The organism is Bacillus sp. FSL K6-0073 (assembly GCF_038006085.1).
In the GTDB taxonomy this organism is placed as follows: Bacteria; Bacillota; Bacilli; order Bacillales; family Bacillaceae_G; genus Bacillus_A; species Bacillus_A cereus.
In genome coordinates this window covers 573,796-593,255 of record NZ_JBBOUN010000001.1, presented here as the reverse complement: position 1 = coordinate 593,255, position 19,460 = coordinate 573,796, and the positions used below count along the sequence as shown (strand labels likewise).

Sequence of the window (19,460 nt, the reverse complement as noted above, 5' to 3'; positions counted from 1 at the left end):
ACTCTTTATTATGAATAAGGTATGGTGAAAAAATGAGTAAACTTTCCCTTAAAATTGGGACATACTTTTTAATATTAGCTTTATGTATTGAAACAATTGCTTTCGTATCTTTTTATAAAAGCCTTTCAAAAATGCGTATTGTAGAGGAAACAGATGCTCTTTTAGAGAAAGGTAATCGCTATAGTAAAAAAATAAAAAGCCGCGAGAGACGGGATGAATATTATAAAGAAATGAAACACGCTGAACATAATAAAAGTCCTAAACGCCCTGTGTATCCTGAATTCGATATTACGAATGAGGCTGCACACTTAGTTGAATCGGAATCAATTTCTAACTCCGATATAGCTATCATTATTACTGACCATAACGGCAAAATTATTTCCACCTCAGAACCCGTAACAAAAGATATGCAAAAACAACTTACTTGTAAAACAGAAACTGTCCCAGACGGCGGATTGGTCGTTGAAAGGAACTGGAAAAAATCAAAGTTCATCACAACAGTAAGCCCACTTAACACAACAAAGTTTCAAGGAAAGCTATATATGCTATTAAAAACATCTTTCCTAGAAAATATGTTACTTAAACTCATGAACCAATTTCTTATCATTAGCGTTTTAACAATTATTTTAACAACAATTTCTGTCTTTGTTTTTTCACGCGTTATTACAGAACCACTTGTAAAAATGAAGAGAGCGACAGAAAAAATGTCAAAATTAAATAAGCCAATTCAATTAGGTATTAAACGGAATGATGAACTCGGAAGTTTAGCAAAAACAATTGAAGATTTATCGAGTGAACTTACGTATATGAAAAAAGAGCGCAATGAATTTCTCGCTAGTGTCGCTCATGAACTATTAACTCCATTGACCTATATGAAAGGTTATGCAAAGGTAGCAAAGAGAGACTCTTTAACAAAAGAGGAGCGGGAAGAATACTTACAAATCATTGAGGATGAAACGGATAGTGTAACCGATCTCGTCCAAGATTTATTTATGCTTGTACAATTAGAACAACACCAATTTGTTATAAAAAAACAAAAAGTGCTTCTTCAGCCATTTTTAGAACGAATGGTTGAAAAAACAAAAACAACATTAACGAATAAGCAAATGCAACTTCATGTATATTGCAAAGATGATTTAGAAGTTTGTATAGACGAAAGACGTATGGAACAAGTTATGTTAAATTTATTACACAACGCTTATCAACATTCGCCAGAAAACACATCCATTACGATACGTGTACTCATGGAAACAGATTCTTTTACAATAAGTGTACAAGATGAAGGTGAAGGTATTCCTGAAGAAGATATCCCGCATATTTTTGACCGTTTTTATCGTGTTGATAAATCTAGAACACGAGCTACAGGCGGAAAAGGCATCGGGCTAGCTGTTGCAAAGGAAATTGTAGAATTGCATAACGGTTCTATTCTAGTAACAAGCCAATTAGGAGCGGGAACAAACTTTATAATCGAGCTACCTTTTGAATAATATGCGTGTGAAAACACCAGTAGTAGTAAACACTACTGGTGTTATTTTGTTCATAAAAACAGCTCATATAAGCTAAGCTTTTGAAATTATTCTTATTTCAATATAAAATAAAGGTACATTTGCAAAGATTTGGAGGGTGATATAATTGGATATCCATGTATTAACAAAAGACGAAGCAGAAATTTACTTAGAACTTCGCGTAGAAGGATTAAAGCAAAACCCTGAAGCATTCAGCTCTTCTTATGAAGATATTATTAATAAAGAGTGTGCGATTGAATATAAAGCACAAAAATTAGCACAAGATGAAAACTATACGCTAGGTGCATTTAAAGATGGAAAATTAATCGGGGTTGCAACACTGGAAACGAAACCATATGTAAAACAAGAACATAAAGCTAAAATCGGTTCTGTATATGTATCTCCAAAAGCACGCGGACTTGGAGCAGGAAAAGCACTTATTAAAGAATGTCTTGAGCTTGCTAAATCTTTAGAAGTAGAACAAGTTATGCTTGATGTTGTTGTTGGCAACGATGGAGCGAAAAAACTTTATGAATCATTAGGTTTTAAAACATTCGGTGTACAAGAACGTTCATTAAAATATAACGGACAATATTGGGACGAAGAGCATATGGTCTTATTCTTAGATGAAAATAAATAATAAAAAACATCCTCATGTTTGGAGGATGTTTTTTACTTTCTTGTAAACCATGCCGTGTGTAATAATTGAATCGCTTTCGCAATCTCTTCCTCTGATAATATCGCAAACCCAAGTAAAACTACACTCTCAGGCGCCGTACCGTCTTTATAGTACGTAGACACAGGATATATTTTAATACTATATTTCGCAGCTTCTTGAATTAATTCTTCTTCCCGCATTCCATTATGCACTTTTAATAAAATGTGTAATCCGGAATCTTCTCCTATCACTTCAACACGATTAGAGAAATACTTCTCTATTTCAAAAACAAGTCTATCTCTCTTCTTTCGGTAGACAACACGCATTTTATGAATATGTTTTTCCCAATATCCTTCATTTAAAAATCTTCTAATCACTTCTTGATCTATTCTTGAAACACTTTGTGTATAAAATAAATATTGCTGTTGATACTTTTTAATTAATTTCTTCGGCAACACCATATAGCTCATCCGTAGCGATGGCAATAATGCTTTAGATAGCGTCCCCATATAAATAACTTTCCCCTCTGTATCTAACCCTTGCAGCGCCGGTATAGGCTTTCCAGAATAACGAAATTCACTATCGTAATCATCTTCAATAATATACCTGTTCTCTTCTTTCTTTGCCCATTGTAAAAGCTGCATCCTTCTCGTAATAGGCATAATCATTCCAGATGGAAACTGATGGGAAGGTGTAACAAATACAACATTCGCATTGCTATTTTCTAAATCTGCAATACAAATTCCATCTCTATCTAAAGATAACATTTTGACTCTTGCTTCTCCCTGTTCAAAAACAACCATCTTCCTATGATACCCTGGGTTTTCAACTGCATAATTGCTTTCCTTTAACAATTGAAACAATAGTTTCACTAATATTTGCGTTCCCGCTCCTAATACAATTTGACTAGCTGAACAACGCACACCTCTAGATTCATACAAATAATTTGTAATCTCTTCTCTTAAGCTTGCTTCCCCTTGAGGGTGTCCTAGAAAGAGAAGTTCGTTATTATGCGGTTGCCATACTTCATTTACAATTTTCCGATACATATTAAATGGAAAAGCATTTGTATCAATTCCTGTTTGTGTAAAGTCAAATTTATAACGCTTCTCCTGAAACAGGACTTCTTCTATCCTCTCTTCGCTATCCTCTACATGAACCATTTGCTCAATCTTGCATACAAAATAACCTTTTCTCGATATCGATTCAATATAACCTTCTGCAAGTAATTGTTCGTAGGCTGCCTCTACTGTATTTTTACTTACTTGTAAATGTATCGCTAACTTTCGCTTAGCCGGTAATTTCGTAAAAGGGACAATCAATCCATCTTTAATCTCTTTTTTTATATACTCATACAATTGCACATACAATGCCTTTTTACTATTCACATTTAAATTAGGCGTTAATTCTAACATAATATCTGACCCCTTAATAAAACTAAAATCTGATACTTTTTACAGTACCAGATTTTATATATAATTCCTTTTATCATGTCACCCATCAAAAATCAAATACCGGAGAGGAGAAACATGATAATGAACAATGGTAGACGTATCGGACTCATTATGATTATTACAGGGGCTACATTATGGGGATTATCTGGTCCAATGATTCAGTGGCTATTTCAGCATACTAATGTATCCTCAATTGATTTTTTAACAATTCGATTGTTACTTGCAGGAATATTTATTTTGTCTTTCTTACTTATAAAGAAACAAAACATATTTCAAATTTGGAAACACCCTAGATATTCTATACAACTTATTATTTTCTCTATTCTCGGCATGCTTGGTGCGCAATACGCCTTTATCGAAACGGTTCATATTAGTAACGCGGTCACAGCAACGCTATTTCAATTTCTAGGTCCTGTTCTTATTACCATGTATGTTGCATTTGAACAAAGAAAATTCCCTGCTTCCATGCAACTATTCGCAATTATAGCCGCGCTAATAGGAACATACTTTATTATTACAAATGGCTCAATTGAAAATATTGTTTTATCTAAAGAAGCTATTATTTTTGGACTATTAACAGCAATTGGATTTGCATTTTATACCCTTCATCCAGCTTCGCTTATTAAAGCATGCGGAACAACTATAGTAATTGGTTGGGGGATGTTAATCGGAGGAATTGCACTACTTATTTATAATCATTCATTCGGGTGGAATCAATTTTCACAAACCTTTACACTAAAAACTTTTTCTATGCTTATTCTTATCATTATTAGTGGTACCCTTTCTTTCCTTCTGTATATCGGTAGTCTTAAATATTTAGCAGCAACAGAAACAAGCATTTTATCTAGCATTGAACCCCTTGTAGCTGCCATCGTTTCAATCACTTGGCTAAGTGAATCTTTTGGAGCATATCAATTATTAGGCGGCATATGTATCGTTCTATCCGTTATTTTTTTGACGATGCCCCAAAAAGAAACCGAACCAACCTATACAACGGAACAAATATAAAATGAAACTTTAATTAGTGGGGCTATCTCCCACTGATTATTAACCTACACCAATCGGGCTTTTACGGGATACAAAATGTCAAAAGAGGTCGTACAAAACTTACGACCTCTTTTGACATTTTAAAGGAATTGTCCCGCCTTCTAGCAAATACAATTACACTAACAATAAAAACTAGGAGTGTGGCACCATGAAAAAAATCGGAACTATGCTACTTCTCTCCTTCCTCATCACTGGATGCACACAAGCACAACCTGATTCAAAAGCATCTAAAACTGAAGCTGTCGCAACGTCCAATCAAGTGAACGCACCTTCCTTCTTTCATCTTAGTGTTTTAAAAGATGTAAATTGGGAAGAAGCACCCTCATTCATAGACGGAAAAATACCTTTAAAAGGCATCGAAGGAAAAATCGCAATGGCTGATAGTCCTATTATCGCAAATGAACAAAATGAAATAATGTGGTACTTTCTAGATTCTGAAATACCAACTGGAAAATTGTCTATTATTGCGCTAAAACAAGGATCTGTAACTCCAACACCAGTACTCTTTCAAAAAGAAATTTCCAAACAAACTTGGACTACTTCAAATACAATCAATTCTACTACAAGCGAACTCCCTCTCGCTATGTCACTACCTTCATCTGGATTATGGTTATTAAATATATATGTGAATGAAAAATATTATGATCAGTTTGTAATCACCGCTGAGTAAAGTGACAAAAATAAACAACTTTCTTACAACAATGTAATTTCTACGTCATGTACTTTGATAGTTGAATTATCTCTCTTCTCTTATACTTAAAGTAAGAAATGAACGAGGAGAGATGAGAGATGAAAAAAATGATAGAAGTAATCGTAGCAGTAACTGAGGTTTTAGTGAATGGTAAACAAGTTGCAATGGAATTAAATAAATAGTGAAGAAACATAAATAATTCTACACTTCTTCATTATTTTGATTTCTTATCTCAAAAAAGCAGTGCCTTTTAGGCACTGCTTTTAGCTATTAATAACGTGGTATTTTCGTAATTTGTGCCACGCCTGAATCAATAGCTGCTTTCGCTACTGCTTCCGCAACACTTGGAACAACTCTTTTATCTAATGGATTCGGGATTACATAATTCGCATTACGTTCTTCATCAGTAATGATGTTAGCGATCCCATATGCTGCCGCTAATTTCATCTCTTCTGTAATATCAGTTGCGCGCACATCTAACGCACCGCGGAATATTCCGGGAAACGCCAATACATTATTTACTTGATTCGCATAATCCGAGCGCCCAGTTCCTACTACGGCTGCCCCAGCCTCTAATGCATCCTCAGGGAAGATTTCTGGAATTGGATTCGCCATTGCAAACACAATTGCTTTCTCATTCATCGTCTGTACAAGTTCTTTCGTTAATACGTTAGGAGCAGATACGCCAATAAAAATATCAGCTTGGTTAATCGCTTCTTTTAACGTTCCACGCACATGTTCACGATTTGTCTTTTTTGAAACTTCAATTTGTGCTTCGTTCATCCATGTTTCACCTTCACAAACAATACCTTCTAGGCTAACTAGCGTAATGTGCTTTGCACCAGCCTTTAATAATAATTTTCCAATTGCAATTCCTGCCGAACCCGCACCGTTAATAACAATTTTCACATTATCCATTTGTTTGCTAACAACTTTTAATGCATTAATAACAGCTGCTAAAACGACAATAGCTGTTCCATGTTGATCATCATGGAATACAGGAATATTCGTTTCTTCTTTTAATCGTTTTTCAATTTCAAAACAACGCGGTGCTGCAATATCTTCTAAATTAATCCCTGCAAATGTAGGCTCTAAATTTTTTACAAGGGTAACGATTTCATCTACATCCGTTGTGCCTAAACATAATGGGAAAGCATCTACATTCGCAAACTTCTTAAACAAAATACTTTTTCCTTCCATAACAGGCATAGCCGCTTTCGGTCCAATGTTTCCTAAGCCGAGTACCGCTGTTCCATCTGAAACAACTGCCACCATATTGCCACGTGCTGTATAGTCATACACCGTTTCTTCATCTGCTGCAATTGCCTTACAAGACTCCGCTACACCTGGTGTATACGTCAGGCTTAAATCATCCGCTGAATTTACCTCAACTTTACTTGTAATTTCAATTTTCCCTACTAATTCTTTATGCAATAACAATGATCTTTCATTAATTTGATTTGCTAACATACTTATAATCTCCCCTTAATTTGACAAGCTAGCTATATGAATATAGCTAGCTTGTTTGATCATGAAAACATCTTTAATAATATTGTCGCCGTTACAACCATTGCTGCCCCGCCTAAACGAGTCGAAATTTGCGCGAACGGCATTAATTCCATACGATTTGAAGCCGATAAAATAGCAACATCTCCAGTTCCACCTAAACCGCTATGACATCCAGTTACAATCGCCGATTCAACTGGATACATCTTCATCACTTTCCCTACAAGAAAACCTGATGCTACCATTGTAAGAACAACCGATGCGCACACAACAACATATCCTACTGAAAGAACTGCTGCTACGTCTTTTAACGGAATATATAGCAATCCTAATCCAACCATTAAAGGCCAAGTTAAATTCTTCGAAATAAATTTATATAAATGGAATGCCCCTTGCTCCATTTTTGCTGGCATTAATTTAAAGTATTTCACAAGCGCTGCTGAGAAAATCATAATGATTGCCCCAGGAATACCGATGAACTTAGAAGCAAATCCTCCGAAGATAAAGAACGTACACGCAATTAATAAACCTGCTCCCATTAATGAGAAGTCAATTGGCTTCTCTGTATTTTGTTCTTTTAATAATTCTGCTTGGTTGTCTGTTTTCACTAATACACCGTTACCACTAAGCTCCGGTTTCTTCTCACCTAAACGCTTCATATACCCTGCACTTACAATTGCGAACATATTTCCAATAATAGCTGCTGGAATAAGCTGTGATACAAACGTTGCTGATGATTCATTTAAAATATCACTATAAGCTAGCGACAATGGTAAAATCCCTTCCCCGATACCACCACTCACAATTGGTACGATGATAAAGAAGAATGTGTGCTTCATTTCAAATCCAAATAATGAACCGACCAATAATCCTACTGCTACAGAAGCTAACGTCCCTACTACTAAAGGAATAAACATGCGAACGAAACCTTGTACTAACACTTTACGGTTCATTCCTAAAATACTTCCGACTACTAAACAAGAAATATATAAATATAAAAAGTTCGATTTTTTCATTAACATAGTCGCAGCTTCCATTGAAGCTGGATTCATCCAGTTAAAAAATACAAGTAATGATGGAATAAATAACGAAAGTATTGCTGGACCGCCGATATTTTTTAAAATTGGAATTCTCATCCCAATATCGCCTAAGAAAATCCCCATGATCATAATAACTGCAAATCCACCAATCATATCTGCTGGCAATTTATTATATACAGATGCCCCATAAATAATAGCAGCCAATACTACATATAACGGTAAAGGTATAACACCGATTTTTACATTCATAATTTTAGAAGCGAAAGATTCTCTTTGTACTTCATTTCCTTCAGAAAATGATACCGCTTCCACATTCTTTTGAATTCCCATATGGCACCCCCTCGTTTTCTTAATAACAATATTAAAACGCTTTCAATAGTAAAAATAGTTTTTGTAAGTTTTGTAATTGATTTTGTAATTAAAAAAAGTATAAGCGACTTATATTAAGTCGCTTATACGTAAAACTCTATTTTCTTTTGATCAACACATCTTAATTTACTTACAGGTCTTCCCACATGTTGGTACATCATTTCGTTTTCTAACACCCCAATGTCAGTCAGAAACATTACATATTTTCGAATAGAAACTCTTGAAATTCCAACTAATTGTGCCATTTCATCTGTTGTAAATACTCTTCCATTCAGAGACTCGATCTTCTGCCAAATTAATTGCAACGTTTGCTTCGTTAAACCTTTCGGAAGCTCTTTAGTGACAGTAGGCTCTCTTTTTTCTTTTTGTAAAATTAACGAATCTAATTCCGATTGACTAATTTTTTGTTGTTCTTTCATGAAAGTAAATTTTTCTCGATATATAGTTAATGCCTCTTTAAATCGTTCAAATGTAAATGGTTTAATTAAATAATCTACAACTCCATATTGTAATGCTTTTTTAATACTCCCCATATCATGTACAGCTGAAATCATCATTATATCGATTTCTTTTTCTTGGTTCCGGATATACATTAAAAGCTCAAACCCAGTCTCTTCAGGCATAAAAATATCAAGTAATACTAAATCAACTCGTGATTTCTCTAATACTTCTATCGCTGACTTTACTGAGTTAACTGCTTGAACAAGTTCAAACCCTCCTACTTGTTCTAAATAATGCGTATTTAACATTGCTACCATCGGGTCATCTTCTACAATTAAAACTTTAATCATATTTGCCTCTCATCCCTACCTTTAGGTATTTCAATTGTTATCGTTGTTCCCTTTCCTACTAATGAATGCATATGAATTTCCCCATTTATTCGCTGTATACTTTCTTTTACAAGATACAAACCATAACCGCGGTTATCTCCCTTTGTGGAATAACCTTTCGTAAATAATTCCTCTATTTCTTTTTCTTGTATACCTTTTCCCGTATCTTGTACTGTAATAGTTAGTATATCCCCATGTTGTATCTCAACTTCAACTTGCTTCTTTTCACAATTCGTCACTGCTTCTAATGCATTATCAATTAAATTTCCGACAATCGTAATAAGTTCATGAGTAATACTTTCATCATCTATTTCCGGCATATAAGAATCTTCACTTATAATTAATTTTATATTTTTCTCTCTAGCATAGCTGAGCTTACCTAGTAAAAAACCAGCAAATACTGGACTTTTTATTCTTTTCATAACTCCACCAATTTCATATTGATGCTCTGATACCATGCCGCTTATATACTTCTGTAATTCTTCATACTGTTTCATATGTGTAAGCCCTAATACGACATGCATCTTATTCATAAACTCATGAGATTGTGCCCGTAATGCTTCTGCATATAGTCTAATACCAGTTAGTTCCTCTGCTAGTTTTCTAATCTCTGTTTTATCACGAAATGTTGCAATTGCACCAACTATTTCTCCTTTTACATATAAAGGAACTCGATTCGTCACAATCGTAATTCCATAAATATTTTGTTCTTCGTTTAATTGTACTTCTCCCGTTTGCAATACTTCTTTTATACGTGAATTTGGCATATACAACTCAACATCTTTACCGATAAAATCTTCTTCAAGTCCGCTTTTTTTAAATAGACGTTTCGCTTCATTATTAATTAACGTTACTCTAGCCTCTTTATCTACAGCAATAATACCTTCCTTTACAGATTGTAGCATCGTATTTCTTTCTTCAAGAATTTTTGCTATCCTGTGCGGCTCAAGACCGAATAAACTTTTCTTTATATGTCTAGCTAGCAATATTGCTCCTATAATTCCGACTAATACACCCACTCCAACACCAATATAAATGATATGTCTACTTTCCTTAACTCTCTCTTTTACATTATCTGCTGAAATACCAACAGCCACTGCTCCAAGTTGTTCACCTGTTTCAGAAAATATTGGTACAAACACTCGCATGGAAATACCTAAAGTTCCTTCTGCTAACGATACATGTTCTTTTCCTTTCAATGCAGGCCCTTCATCTCCCCCAATAAAATGATGCCCTATTTTTTGAGGATTTGGATGTGACTTTCTTATTCCATTCATGTCCATAACTACAATAAATTGAACACCTGTGTTTTGTAATATTCTATTTGTATACGTTTGGATTGCAGAGGTATCTGCTTTCCCAACCAAACCATCGATTACAATCGAATCATTCGCCACAATGTGTGCAATTGTTTTTGCTTTCTCTGCTTGGCTATCCTCCGTCGTCCGTTCTACATTATGACTAATTAATATATCTGTCACAAGTAAAGAAAAAATTACAACTGTACAAACTAACAATGTAATCGTTTTCCATAAATTCCATAGTCTTTTTCTTTTTTTCATCCTGTTAATGACTCCCCTAATTGCTGAATAGAAAAATAAGTAAGGTGATATTATTTTCACCTTACTTATCTGCTGTTATTATACTTTAAATTTACTAGTCATCGCTTGTAGTTCTTCTGCCATCTCAGCTAAGTTTTGCGAAGCTGAACTAATTTCCTCCATGGAATTAACCTGTTCTTCTGTTGAAGCTGCAACACTTTGCATACTAGCTGTATTTTCTTCTGCAGCAGCTGCAATTTCATCAATAGCATTTGTCACTTCATTTGCATCTCCAGCAATTCTCTTCGTTGTTTCTACCATTTGATTAACTTGAGAAACAATATGTGTAGTAGAACTTAAAATTTCCGTAAAACTTACTTTCGTTTTTGTTACAACATCAAGGCCTTGTTGAACTTCTCCATTCACATTATCCATCGCCTTAACAGTATGTTCAATATCCGCCTTAATTTCTGCAATTAAATTTGCAATCTCTCCAGATGACTCTCCTGATTGCTCTGCTAATTTTCTAACCTCATCTGCTACAATAGCAAATCCTCGTCCCTGTTCACCTGCTCTTGCTGCTTCAATAGCCGCATTTAAAGCTAATAAGTTTGTTTGAGTTGCAATGTTTTGAATTGCTTCAGAAATAGCTCCTACTTGCTTTGATTTCTCATCAAGAAGTTTAATAATAGCATCTGACTCGGATACCGACCTAGAAATAGACTGCATTTGTTTTGCGGTTTGTTCAACTAAATCTTCTCCCTCTTTAGCTCTTTCACGGGCATGTAATGAGGAAATAGAAATTGACTCTGCGCTTCCGGTTACATCTTGAATTGCTGTATTTACTTGTTGTAATGTAGCAGCACCTTCTTCAACACCTTGACTTTGTGACTCAGCCCCACCTGATACTTGTTCCATCGCAATTGTAATTTGATCTGTCGCATCATTTGCTTGCTGTACGCTCGCTGTTAACTCTTCAGCCGATGCTGCAACATGTTCTGCTGAAAAGCTAATTTGGGTAATAACATCTTGTAAAGACGTAGACATTTCATTAAATGAATTCCCTAATTTCCCTATGTCATCCTTGGAATGGATTGTAATTTTCTCTGTTAAATCTCCCTTACTAATTTTATATGCCGATTCAGCTATTTTTCGTAATGGCCCTGTAATAGACTTTGTAATGAAATAAATTAATATACTACCAAATGCAATAGCAATAGCAATGACAATCAAAGTCTTATAAAACACTGGACTGGCAGCTTGGTTAATTTCTTCATCGAACATAACACCAACTACTTTCCAACCTGTTTTCTCATTTGTTGCAAAGATTAAATTCTTTTTATCATCTTGTTCTGTATAAGAGACATTTCCTTGTTTTTCTTCATAAATTGGTTTAATCCAAGGATCAGTAACTTTTGCACCTGGTTTTCTAGATGGATGACTAACAATTTGCTTATTTTGATCTAAAATAACTGCATAACCTTTTTCACCAATGTTAATCATTTTGGAAATTTTCAAGATGTTATCTAGATTTAAGTTAATTCCTATAACACCTTTACCATCTTTTACTTCTTTTGCAATTGTCACTACCATATTTTTTGTAGATGCTGATTGATATGGTGCAGTAACAATTACTTTCCCTTTATTTTCATGTGCTTCTTTATACCAAGATCTATCTGTTGGATTATACCCACCATCCATTTGGATAAATGGTTCTCTTATAAACTTTCCTGTCTCTGTTCCAATATAAATACCTTCTACTTCTGGATGAAGTTTTATATATTGCGCTAGCTTCGTTCTTACTATTTCTTCCTGTCCATTTGGATAGGTATCCTCTGTTAAGATGTCTGCAAAGTACGTCGCATCAACAAATTTCTCTTCTATATTTTGAGAAATAACAGTATTTAAAATCGAAATATTCTCCTTTGCTTTAGCTGTCATTTGATGTTCAAAATTTGTTTTGGCAGTTTGATATGAAACACCACCGATAATAATTCCTGGTATAGTTAAAATAATAAAAAATGAAATGATTAATTTTTTATTGATACTCATACATTTAACCCAGTTAAATATTTTTTGCATAATAAGCCTCCTTTATGTAATGTGGATACTTGTGTCATTTTATACAATTAACATGTATAAAACAATATATAATGATAACATGTAAATTTTTCGTCAATTATGCATTTTTACATATTCACTCCTTCTAAAGATGTAATCATAAAAAAATAAGAGAACTTCAGCTTATATAATAAGTTCAAGTTCTCTTATTTCGTAACAAAAAACCCCCACAAAAACTCCTCTTACAATTCCTTACATCTCTTTTCTTACTCATTCATTTAGAGCTTTTCACATAACTAATCGCCTGACTCCCCATTTGCATCCATGCCTTTTCAAAACTTTCTCTCGGTATTTTTACATCTAAACTTTCATTAAGAGGATCTCGAATATATACAAATTCCTTATCATATCCAATAAGCACTACACAATGTTCATTATACGTAATTGAAACATCTCCACTATTTGTTTCCCATGTAGTAAATTCATCTGCATCTAATGGTGCAAATGTTGCATTTGTGATCATGACTACCGGTTGTCCTGCTTTTACACTCTTATAAATTTCTTCTATATTCTTCCCTGTTAAGTCTACAGCTTTATTAGGTAAATATTTTTCCGCTAACTGAAAAAGTGGCCCATGATATACACCGTATCCTGATTCAGAAAATGTATAAATATTACCTACAAATCCTTCATTTGGATTCCCGCGCACACCATCATCTATAAAATCAACTTTTTTTATTTCATTTGCTAATGTCATCTTATCCACTGAAACACCAGCGTATTGTAACATCATCGCTAAGCTTGTCACTTCACAGCCTCGATCTAGCTCTGGTAGTTGCTGAATTAATGGTACACTTGATAAAATGACCTTTTCATCATTATTACTAAATTCCGGTTCTTTTCCGTTTTGTATATTGAAGAATGTCAACTTCTCCACATACTTTGTAACTCCATTTGTATATACACTCCATACCGCTATAGCTAGTAATGCTAATATATACCACTTAAACCTCCGTATCACTCTCACGCCCTTTTTAGTTCGTTAAATAAGAATAAAATGCGTCAGCATCCGTTCGAATCACTGGTACAAAATTTAGTTCTTTTTCTCTCTCAGGTTGATCTTTTTTTATTTTTTCTGTTAGCTCTTGAATATTCATGTTCGCTTTGTCCATATTAAGCTCATCTGCCAATTGTAGCACCTTTTGTTCATTAATTTCTCTTAATACTTGATATATATCTTTCCCATACAAATCAATATGATATTTTTTTGCTTCTTCCTGCACTTTTTGTTCGTACACCTCTTGTGCTAATTCTTCAATTTCTTTTCCCTTTTGAGAAATGTCTAACTTCCCTGCTTCTTCTCTTACTTTCTTTCCATAGATTTCTTCTGCAATGTCCTCTATTTCTTTTCCATTTGTCGAAATACCTAATTTATCTGCTTCATCATTAATTTTAATCATATTAATTTGATTAATTAAATTTACAATTGATGTATTTTCTATAGATATGCCTAGTTTTAACGCTTCTTGCTTCACTTTTGTTTCATAGATTTCTTCTGACAACGTCCCAACATCTTTTCCTTCAATCAATATGCCTAACTGCTCTGCTTCCCTTCCTACTTCTGTTTCATGAATTTCTTTTTCTAGTGTAATTTGTTCTTTTCCTTCCGTTTCAATACCTAGTTTCTCTGCTTTTTCTTCTGTATGCACTGCATGTATCTTACCATTGTTCAATTGTTCTTTACTGCGCTGCGTGTAATCAGTCTTTCCTTTTTGTGTTTCAGAAGGAGAGGCACCCCCTAATATACTTAAGCTCATTACTCCAATAGTGAATACCGTCATCATTTTCTTTTTCAAAATTAATTCCTCCCTCTTATACTTTCTTTCCCATCATTCCCCTAGTTTTTTTAATACTATACATACATCTCATCGCTGCTTGAGATAACATTATGATTGATAAACCCCACTCACATACACCTTGTCTCTTCTTCATGTAACGAGCTTTCTTTATGCCATACATAATATAAATAGTTTCTTAACTTTACCTTAAAAAAAGACGACCTTGTGTAAAAACAAGGTCGTCTTTTTACTTATATTTTTTGATTTTTAGGGAAAATCACTTCAAAACAAGTGCCATCTCCCCATTTGCTCTCTACTGATATTTTTCCGTAATGCTTTTCTACAATCCAATTTGCGATTGAAAGACCTAATCCAGCTCCTTCTGACGTACTTCTTGCTTTATCCCCTTGATAAAAACGATCAAATAATTTCGGAATATCTTCTTCTTTCACTCCTATCCCGTCATCTTTCACCTGTATACGAATTGAACTACTCGTTTGCGTGCAATCAATTTGAATATGCCCACCTTCATTTGTATACTTCATCGCATTATCCAACAGTATGACCATCATTTGATGAATCCGCTCTCTATCCCCCATAAAAGATACACCACGTTCTACTTTTAGCATCATTTCTTTTTCTTGATAAGAAGCAATCTCCTTATATGGAGCTACTATTTCTTCTAACAATTTATCAAGTTCAAATATTTTCTTATCCATCTCAATTTGATTAGAATCAGAACGTGCTAGCAATAATAAATTACTAACGAGTTTCGATAACCGCCTACATTCTTTTGAAATTGTAGAAATATCCATCGCTTTTTCTTCTATCGTAGCGGATGGTGACTGAAATAAAACATCCGTTTTTGATTGAATAACTGCAAGTGGTGTCCTGAGTTCATGTGATGCATCAGAAACGAATTGCTGCTGTTTCTCCCATGAATTTTGAATAGGTACGAGTGCTCTGCCAGCTAGGAAAAAGCCGATACCTATCGCACAGAGGCTTCCTATGCTACAACCTATAACGAGGATTAAAAATAAAGTATTTAACATTCCTTCTTCCGCTGTTATATCTCGCACGATTTGAACTATTTCTCCATCTTTTTGAAGCGAAAATGCTCTAAAATATCGTCCTTGTACTTTGATATCTTGTAACTCCCCTATTTTTTCCGGAGAAAACTTTTCCAAATTCTCTTCAAAAATAGAACGGAATTTACGGTTATCGCCCTCTATTTTCACTATTTTCCCATTCCAAGTTATTCTAGTTACTCGCGGATCTCCAATTTGGATATTCTCCATACGTTTTCTTGGTGGTATTTTAACATTTAATTTTTCTCTATACTGAGCCATCATTTTTATAGATTGATCCACTTCATTATAAATACGCTTATATGTGTATGAATAAATAATACTACCTAATATACCTATTAATAGGATAAATACTAATGAATTCACTATAGTCAATCGAATGCGTGTCTTCTGAAACATACTTCCTTTTTTCATTGTTCTTTTAATATATATCCAATACCTCGAACGGTTTGAATATCTTTCTGATAACCGAATGGTTCTAATTTTTTACGCAAATGATGCACATATACTTCTACAATCGCTACTGTCGTATCTGAATCAAAGCCCCAAACACGATCAAAAATTTGTTCACGCATTAAAATCTTCCCGCTATTTTGAATGAGATACTCTAGCAGCTCATATTGTTTCAATGTCAGCTTAATACTTTGTCCATCTACTTGAACATCTTTATCTTTTCCGAACAATTCAATCCCTCTATAGCGAATCGTTTGCTGCGTTGTTAAACTACCACTTCTTCGTAGTAAAGCACGAATTCTCGCTTTTAATTCAGGGGCCTGGAATGGCTTAACGATATAGTCATCTCCACCAAAATCCAATCCCTTCACCCGATCTTCTAAAGAATCTCTCGCTGTCAAAAACAGGACTGGTGTTTCAATCTTTTCATCACGTATTTTTTGAATTACTTCAAATCCGTCCATCCCTGGCATCATCACATCCAGTAAAATTGCATCATATATATTTTGAAGAGCTAAAAACAATCCATCTTCTCCATTTATTGCCGTATCTACTTCAAATTCATCACGCAAAATTTGTACGATAGACTCTAATAACGAGGCATTATCTTCTACTACAAGTAAGCGCATGCTCTCACCTTCCATCAAATAGTTCAATTCTATTTATTATTACATTTCTTCTCTTCATAACAAAAGAATGTAGTTACATTACGTATTTTCATTTTTAACTATTTCCTTCTAAAATTTTGAAGTTTTATTATAAAAACTTTGTCTTAAATTTAGCTTAATAAAAAATTGAAAGAAATAAGATTCCTCTTATCTCTTTCAATTTTTTATTACATATACCTTTTTACTCGGCAATTCCAAACAATTTAGCTGACCACCGTACACAGCCCCGCCATCAATTCCAATAATACGATTACTACCAAAATACACTCCGCAATCCTCACTACCATGAAGCGTTTTTGTTTCCGTATGCCCAAATACAACAACCTTTTCACCGCTATATCCATTATGAAATTCATTACGGATCCACATTAACGTATATGGTTCAGATTCAGAAACTCGTTTCATCGGTTCAACCCCAGCATGTACAAATATATACTCTTCTGTTTCAATGTAATGATCTAATTCTTGAATAAACTTTATATGTTCCTCTAATACACGAGAGTGTAAAATCGATTTTTGGAAGTCTTTGTCATTAACCGCAATATCCTCTTCTACAAATCCATAGCTATATAATGTCTTATCTCCACCATTTCTTTTTACCCAATGGTTCCATGAACGTTCCTCATTTGTCGTTAACGCCTTAATCATCATATCTTCATGATTTCCCTTTAAAGTGAGTGCTCCCTCTTCTTTCAATTCTCTTACCTTTTCAATTACAGCACGCGCATTTGGACCACGATCTACATAATCTCCCAGTAAGATTAATTGATCCTGTTTCGCATCATATTGAGCTTCTTCCAATAACTGTTCAAACTTTTCTATCTCTCCATGAATATCACTAATAACAAGAATTCTTTTCATATTATCCCCCCCTCTTTCTAATTATAGTTCAAAACGACAGAAAGTTCAGAATTGAAATCCCGAATCATATTTATCCCGCATTAATGGGCCGTAAGACCCCCGCTCATTAAAGTTTCACTTTATTACAAACTAAACTATTATCCTTACAACAATGTAAGTCTCTTGTCATCCAATTCGATAGTTGTAATTACTGTATTTCCTTATACTGAAAGTAAGAAATGAAACAAAAAACAAGGAGAGATGAGAGATGAAAAAAGTAATGGAAGTTATAGTAGCGGTAGTAGAGGTTTTCGTAAATGGTAAACAAGTCGCAATGGAGTTAAATAAATAATGAAAAGGACAACATTCACTCTAGACCCTTTACTCATATAAAAGAGATAAGACTTCATCATTTCTTTGATCCCTTATCTCCCTATAAAGAAAGCCGTATCCCTTTTAAGGATACGGCTTTCTCTTATTTTTGACTTGTACGAGCTGAAATGCTAATTGCTCTATCTGTTGCTTTGGCAGCTTCATCTAACGCTTCTTTACTATTCTTCCCGTCATACATCGCTTCTAATGCTTTTACAACTGCATCTCGTGATTCTGGGAATACACTAATTAAAGCCCCTTGTGTTGCTGGAGATTGCTTCGTCGCTTGCAGTTGATCTACTGTTACTTTCAACTGTGGATATTTTTCATATTGCTCTTTTACTAATGGCTCATTATATGCATCTGGATTAATTGAGAAATAACCTGTTGCAGTATGCCATTTTGCTTGTACGTCTGGCTTCGTTAAATATTTCATAAAGTCCCAAGCACCTTGTTGCGTTTCTTCTGAAACCATATTCGTCATCCATAATGATGCTCCACCAATAACAACACCATTTTGTTTCGAATCCTCTGGATACGGAATATATGAAACACCTACATTAAACTTAGATGCATCAATTAAATCACGAACACCTGCTGAAGAATCTAAATACATAGCAACTTGTCCAGACTGGAACGCGGCACGAATATCATCCCAACTTGCTCCATACTTTCCAAGTGCGCCAGCTTTATTTAAATCATCTAACATTCCAAATACTTTCTGTCCTTCTTTACCGTTAAATACCGCCTTCTTTGCAGCATCCTTACGACCGTTTTCGTTATCTACATATAAAGCACCTTGTGTCGCTAACAATTCTTCAAAGAACCAACCGTAGTTAAGCATGGAGAATCCATATTGTTTTACATTTCCGCCTTCTTTAATCGTTAACTTTTTCGCTACTTCTTGTAATTCCGCATATGTTTTCGGAGCTTTCTCTGGATCTAAGCCCGCCTTTGCGAAAGCATCTTTATTATAAATTAATACTGGTGTAGATGAATTAAATGGCATAGAATACATTTTTCCATCAACTGAATAATAATTTGTAATTGCTTTTTCTAATTTTGACGTATCGTACTTATCTTTTTTTATCCAGCTATCAATTGGTGTGATTTTTTTACTATCAACCATATATTTCGTTGTAATTTCACTCGATTGAACAAGAGCTGGCGCTTCTTTCGTTGCAGACATCGTTCTAAATTTCGTTAAAGACTCTTCATATGTTCCTTGGAACTCTGCCTTTATCTCATATTTATTTTGCGACTTATTATAGTCTGCAACAAGACCATCTAGTACTCCTTGTGTTTTTCCACCCATCGCATGCCAGAAGCGAATTACTGTTTTATCACCATTTTTTTCAACTGGTGCTACTTTTGCCTGTGCTTCAGGTTTTCCCTCTGTTTTACTATTTGAACAAGCGACACTAGATAATGCCATTGTTGCTACCATTAATAGCGCAGCACCTTTTTTAACTAGACTCATTTAAATCTCACCTTCTCTT

16 protein-coding genes and 1 pseudogene are annotated in these 19,460 nt (G+C 34.5%); 4 read left to right on the top strand and 13 right to left on the bottom strand.

What is annotated here, in order from left to right; genetic code table 11:
- Positions 1–32 precede the first annotated feature (32 nt).
- Together MHB52_RS03050 and MHB52_RS03045 are read left to right on the top strand one after the other, a co-directional pair.
- Entirely contained in the window at positions 33–1,487 is a 1,455-nt protein-coding gene (locus tag MHB52_RS03050) for a HAMP domain-containing sensor histidine kinase (protein ID WP_000041026.1), read from the top strand.
- 145 nt (positions 1,488–1,632) lie between these two features.
- On the top strand, positions 1,633–2,145 hold the full coding sequence (locus MHB52_RS03045; protein WP_000351212.1) for a GNAT family N-acetyltransferase: 513 nt from the start codon (positions 1,633–1,635) through the stop codon (positions 2,143–2,145).
- Positions 2,146–2,177: 32 nt separating this feature from the next.
- On the opposite strand, the gene pdxR is transcribed toward MHB52_RS03045, so the two are convergent.
- Positions 2,178–3,578, bottom strand: coding sequence for a MocR-like pyridoxine biosynthesis transcription factor PdxR (gene pdxR / locus MHB52_RS03040; protein ID WP_061664088.1), 1,401 nt, complete (start codon positions 3,576–3,578; stop codon positions 2,178–2,180).
- Positions 3,579–3,698: 120 nt separating this feature from the next.
- On the opposite strand from pdxR, the gene MHB52_RS03035 reads away from it, so the two are divergent.
- Together MHB52_RS03035 and MHB52_RS03030 are read left to right on the top strand one after the other, a co-directional pair.
- Positions 3,699–4,625, top strand: coding sequence for a DMT family transporter (locus tag MHB52_RS03035; RefSeq protein WP_001059051.1), 927 nt, complete (start codon positions 3,699–3,701; stop codon positions 4,623–4,625).
- Positions 4,626–4,812: 187 nt separating this feature from the next.
- Positions 4,813–5,334: a DUF4871 domain-containing protein gene (locus MHB52_RS03030; protein WP_000719682.1), complete on the top strand. Its 522-nt coding sequence runs from the start codon at positions 4,813–4,815 to the stop codon at positions 5,332–5,334.
- A 291-nt stretch (positions 5,335–5,625) separates the two neighbouring features.
- Here the strand turns inward: MHB52_RS03030 and MHB52_RS03025 are convergent, their stop codons facing one another.
- From MHB52_RS03025 to MHB52_RS02975, 12 genes and pseudogenes are all read right to left on the bottom strand, one after another.
- Positions 5,626–6,825 carry an NAD(P)-dependent malic enzyme gene (locus tag MHB52_RS03025; RefSeq protein WP_000880782.1) on the bottom strand — a complete coding sequence of 400 codons (1,200 nt, stop codon included), beginning with the start codon at positions 6,823–6,825 and terminating at the stop codon, positions 5,626–5,628.
- A gap of 59 nt (positions 6,826–6,884) precedes the next feature.
- The gene (locus MHB52_RS03020) at positions 6,885–8,231 is read right to left on the bottom strand and encodes a 2-hydroxycarboxylate transporter family protein (protein WP_000512722.1); all 1,347 of its coding nucleotides are present in this window, start codon (positions 8,229–8,231) and stop codon (positions 6,885–6,887) included.
- A gap of 122 nt (positions 8,232–8,353) precedes the next feature.
- On the bottom strand, positions 8,354–9,061 hold the full coding sequence (locus MHB52_RS03015) for a response regulator (protein ID WP_000598689.1): 708 nt from the start codon (positions 9,059–9,061) through the stop codon (positions 8,354–8,356).
- Entirely contained in the window at positions 9,058–10,662 is a 1,605-nt protein-coding gene (locus MHB52_RS03010) for a sensor histidine kinase (protein WP_000746420.1), read from the bottom strand. Before MHB52_RS03010 ends, MHB52_RS03015 begins: the two co-directional genes overlap by 4 nt.
- A gap of 78 nt (positions 10,663–10,740) precedes the next feature.
- On the bottom strand, positions 10,741–11,559 hold the full coding sequence (locus MHB52_RS36740; protein ID WP_433763267.1) for a methyl-accepting chemotaxis protein: 819 nt from the start codon (positions 11,557–11,559) through the stop codon (positions 10,741–10,743).
- Between the two features lie 120 nt (positions 11,560–11,679).
- Positions 11,680–12,582: pseudogene (locus MHB52_RS36735) on the bottom strand (HAMP domain-containing protein); the annotation flags it as partial.
- A gap of 394 nt (positions 12,583–12,976) precedes the next feature.
- Positions 12,977–13,723 carry a C39 family peptidase gene (locus MHB52_RS03000; RefSeq protein ID WP_061664087.1) on the bottom strand — a complete coding sequence of 249 codons (747 nt, stop codon included), beginning with the start codon at positions 13,721–13,723 and terminating at the stop codon, positions 12,977–12,979.
- 13 nt (positions 13,724–13,736) lie between these two features.
- Positions 13,737–14,558: a hypothetical protein gene (locus MHB52_RS02995; protein ID WP_016117143.1), complete on the bottom strand. Its 822-nt coding sequence runs from the start codon at positions 14,556–14,558 to the stop codon at positions 13,737–13,739.
- 233 nt (positions 14,559–14,791) lie between these two features.
- A complete protein-coding gene (locus tag MHB52_RS02990; RefSeq protein WP_016117142.1) occupies positions 14,792–16,042 on the bottom strand; it encodes a sensor histidine kinase in 1,251 nt (416 codons plus the stop codon).
- Positions 16,039–16,710 carry a response regulator transcription factor gene (locus MHB52_RS02985; RefSeq protein ID WP_016117141.1) on the bottom strand — a complete coding sequence of 224 codons (672 nt, stop codon included), beginning with the start codon at positions 16,708–16,710 and terminating at the stop codon, positions 16,039–16,041. The genes MHB52_RS02990 and MHB52_RS02985 overlap by 4 nt, the downstream gene beginning before the upstream one ends.
- A 195-nt stretch (positions 16,711–16,905) precedes the next feature.
- Positions 16,906–17,610 (bottom strand): metallophosphoesterase family protein, encoded by a 705-nt coding sequence (locus MHB52_RS02980; RefSeq protein ID WP_016117140.1) that lies wholly within the window; start codon positions 17,608–17,610, stop codon positions 16,906–16,908.
- Positions 17,611–18,064: 454 nt separating this feature from the next.
- Positions 18,065–19,441: an ABC transporter substrate-binding protein gene (locus MHB52_RS02975; RefSeq protein WP_016117139.1), complete on the bottom strand. Its 1,377-nt coding sequence runs from the start codon at positions 19,439–19,441 to the stop codon at positions 18,065–18,067.
- Positions 19,442–19,460 lie beyond the last annotated feature (19 nt).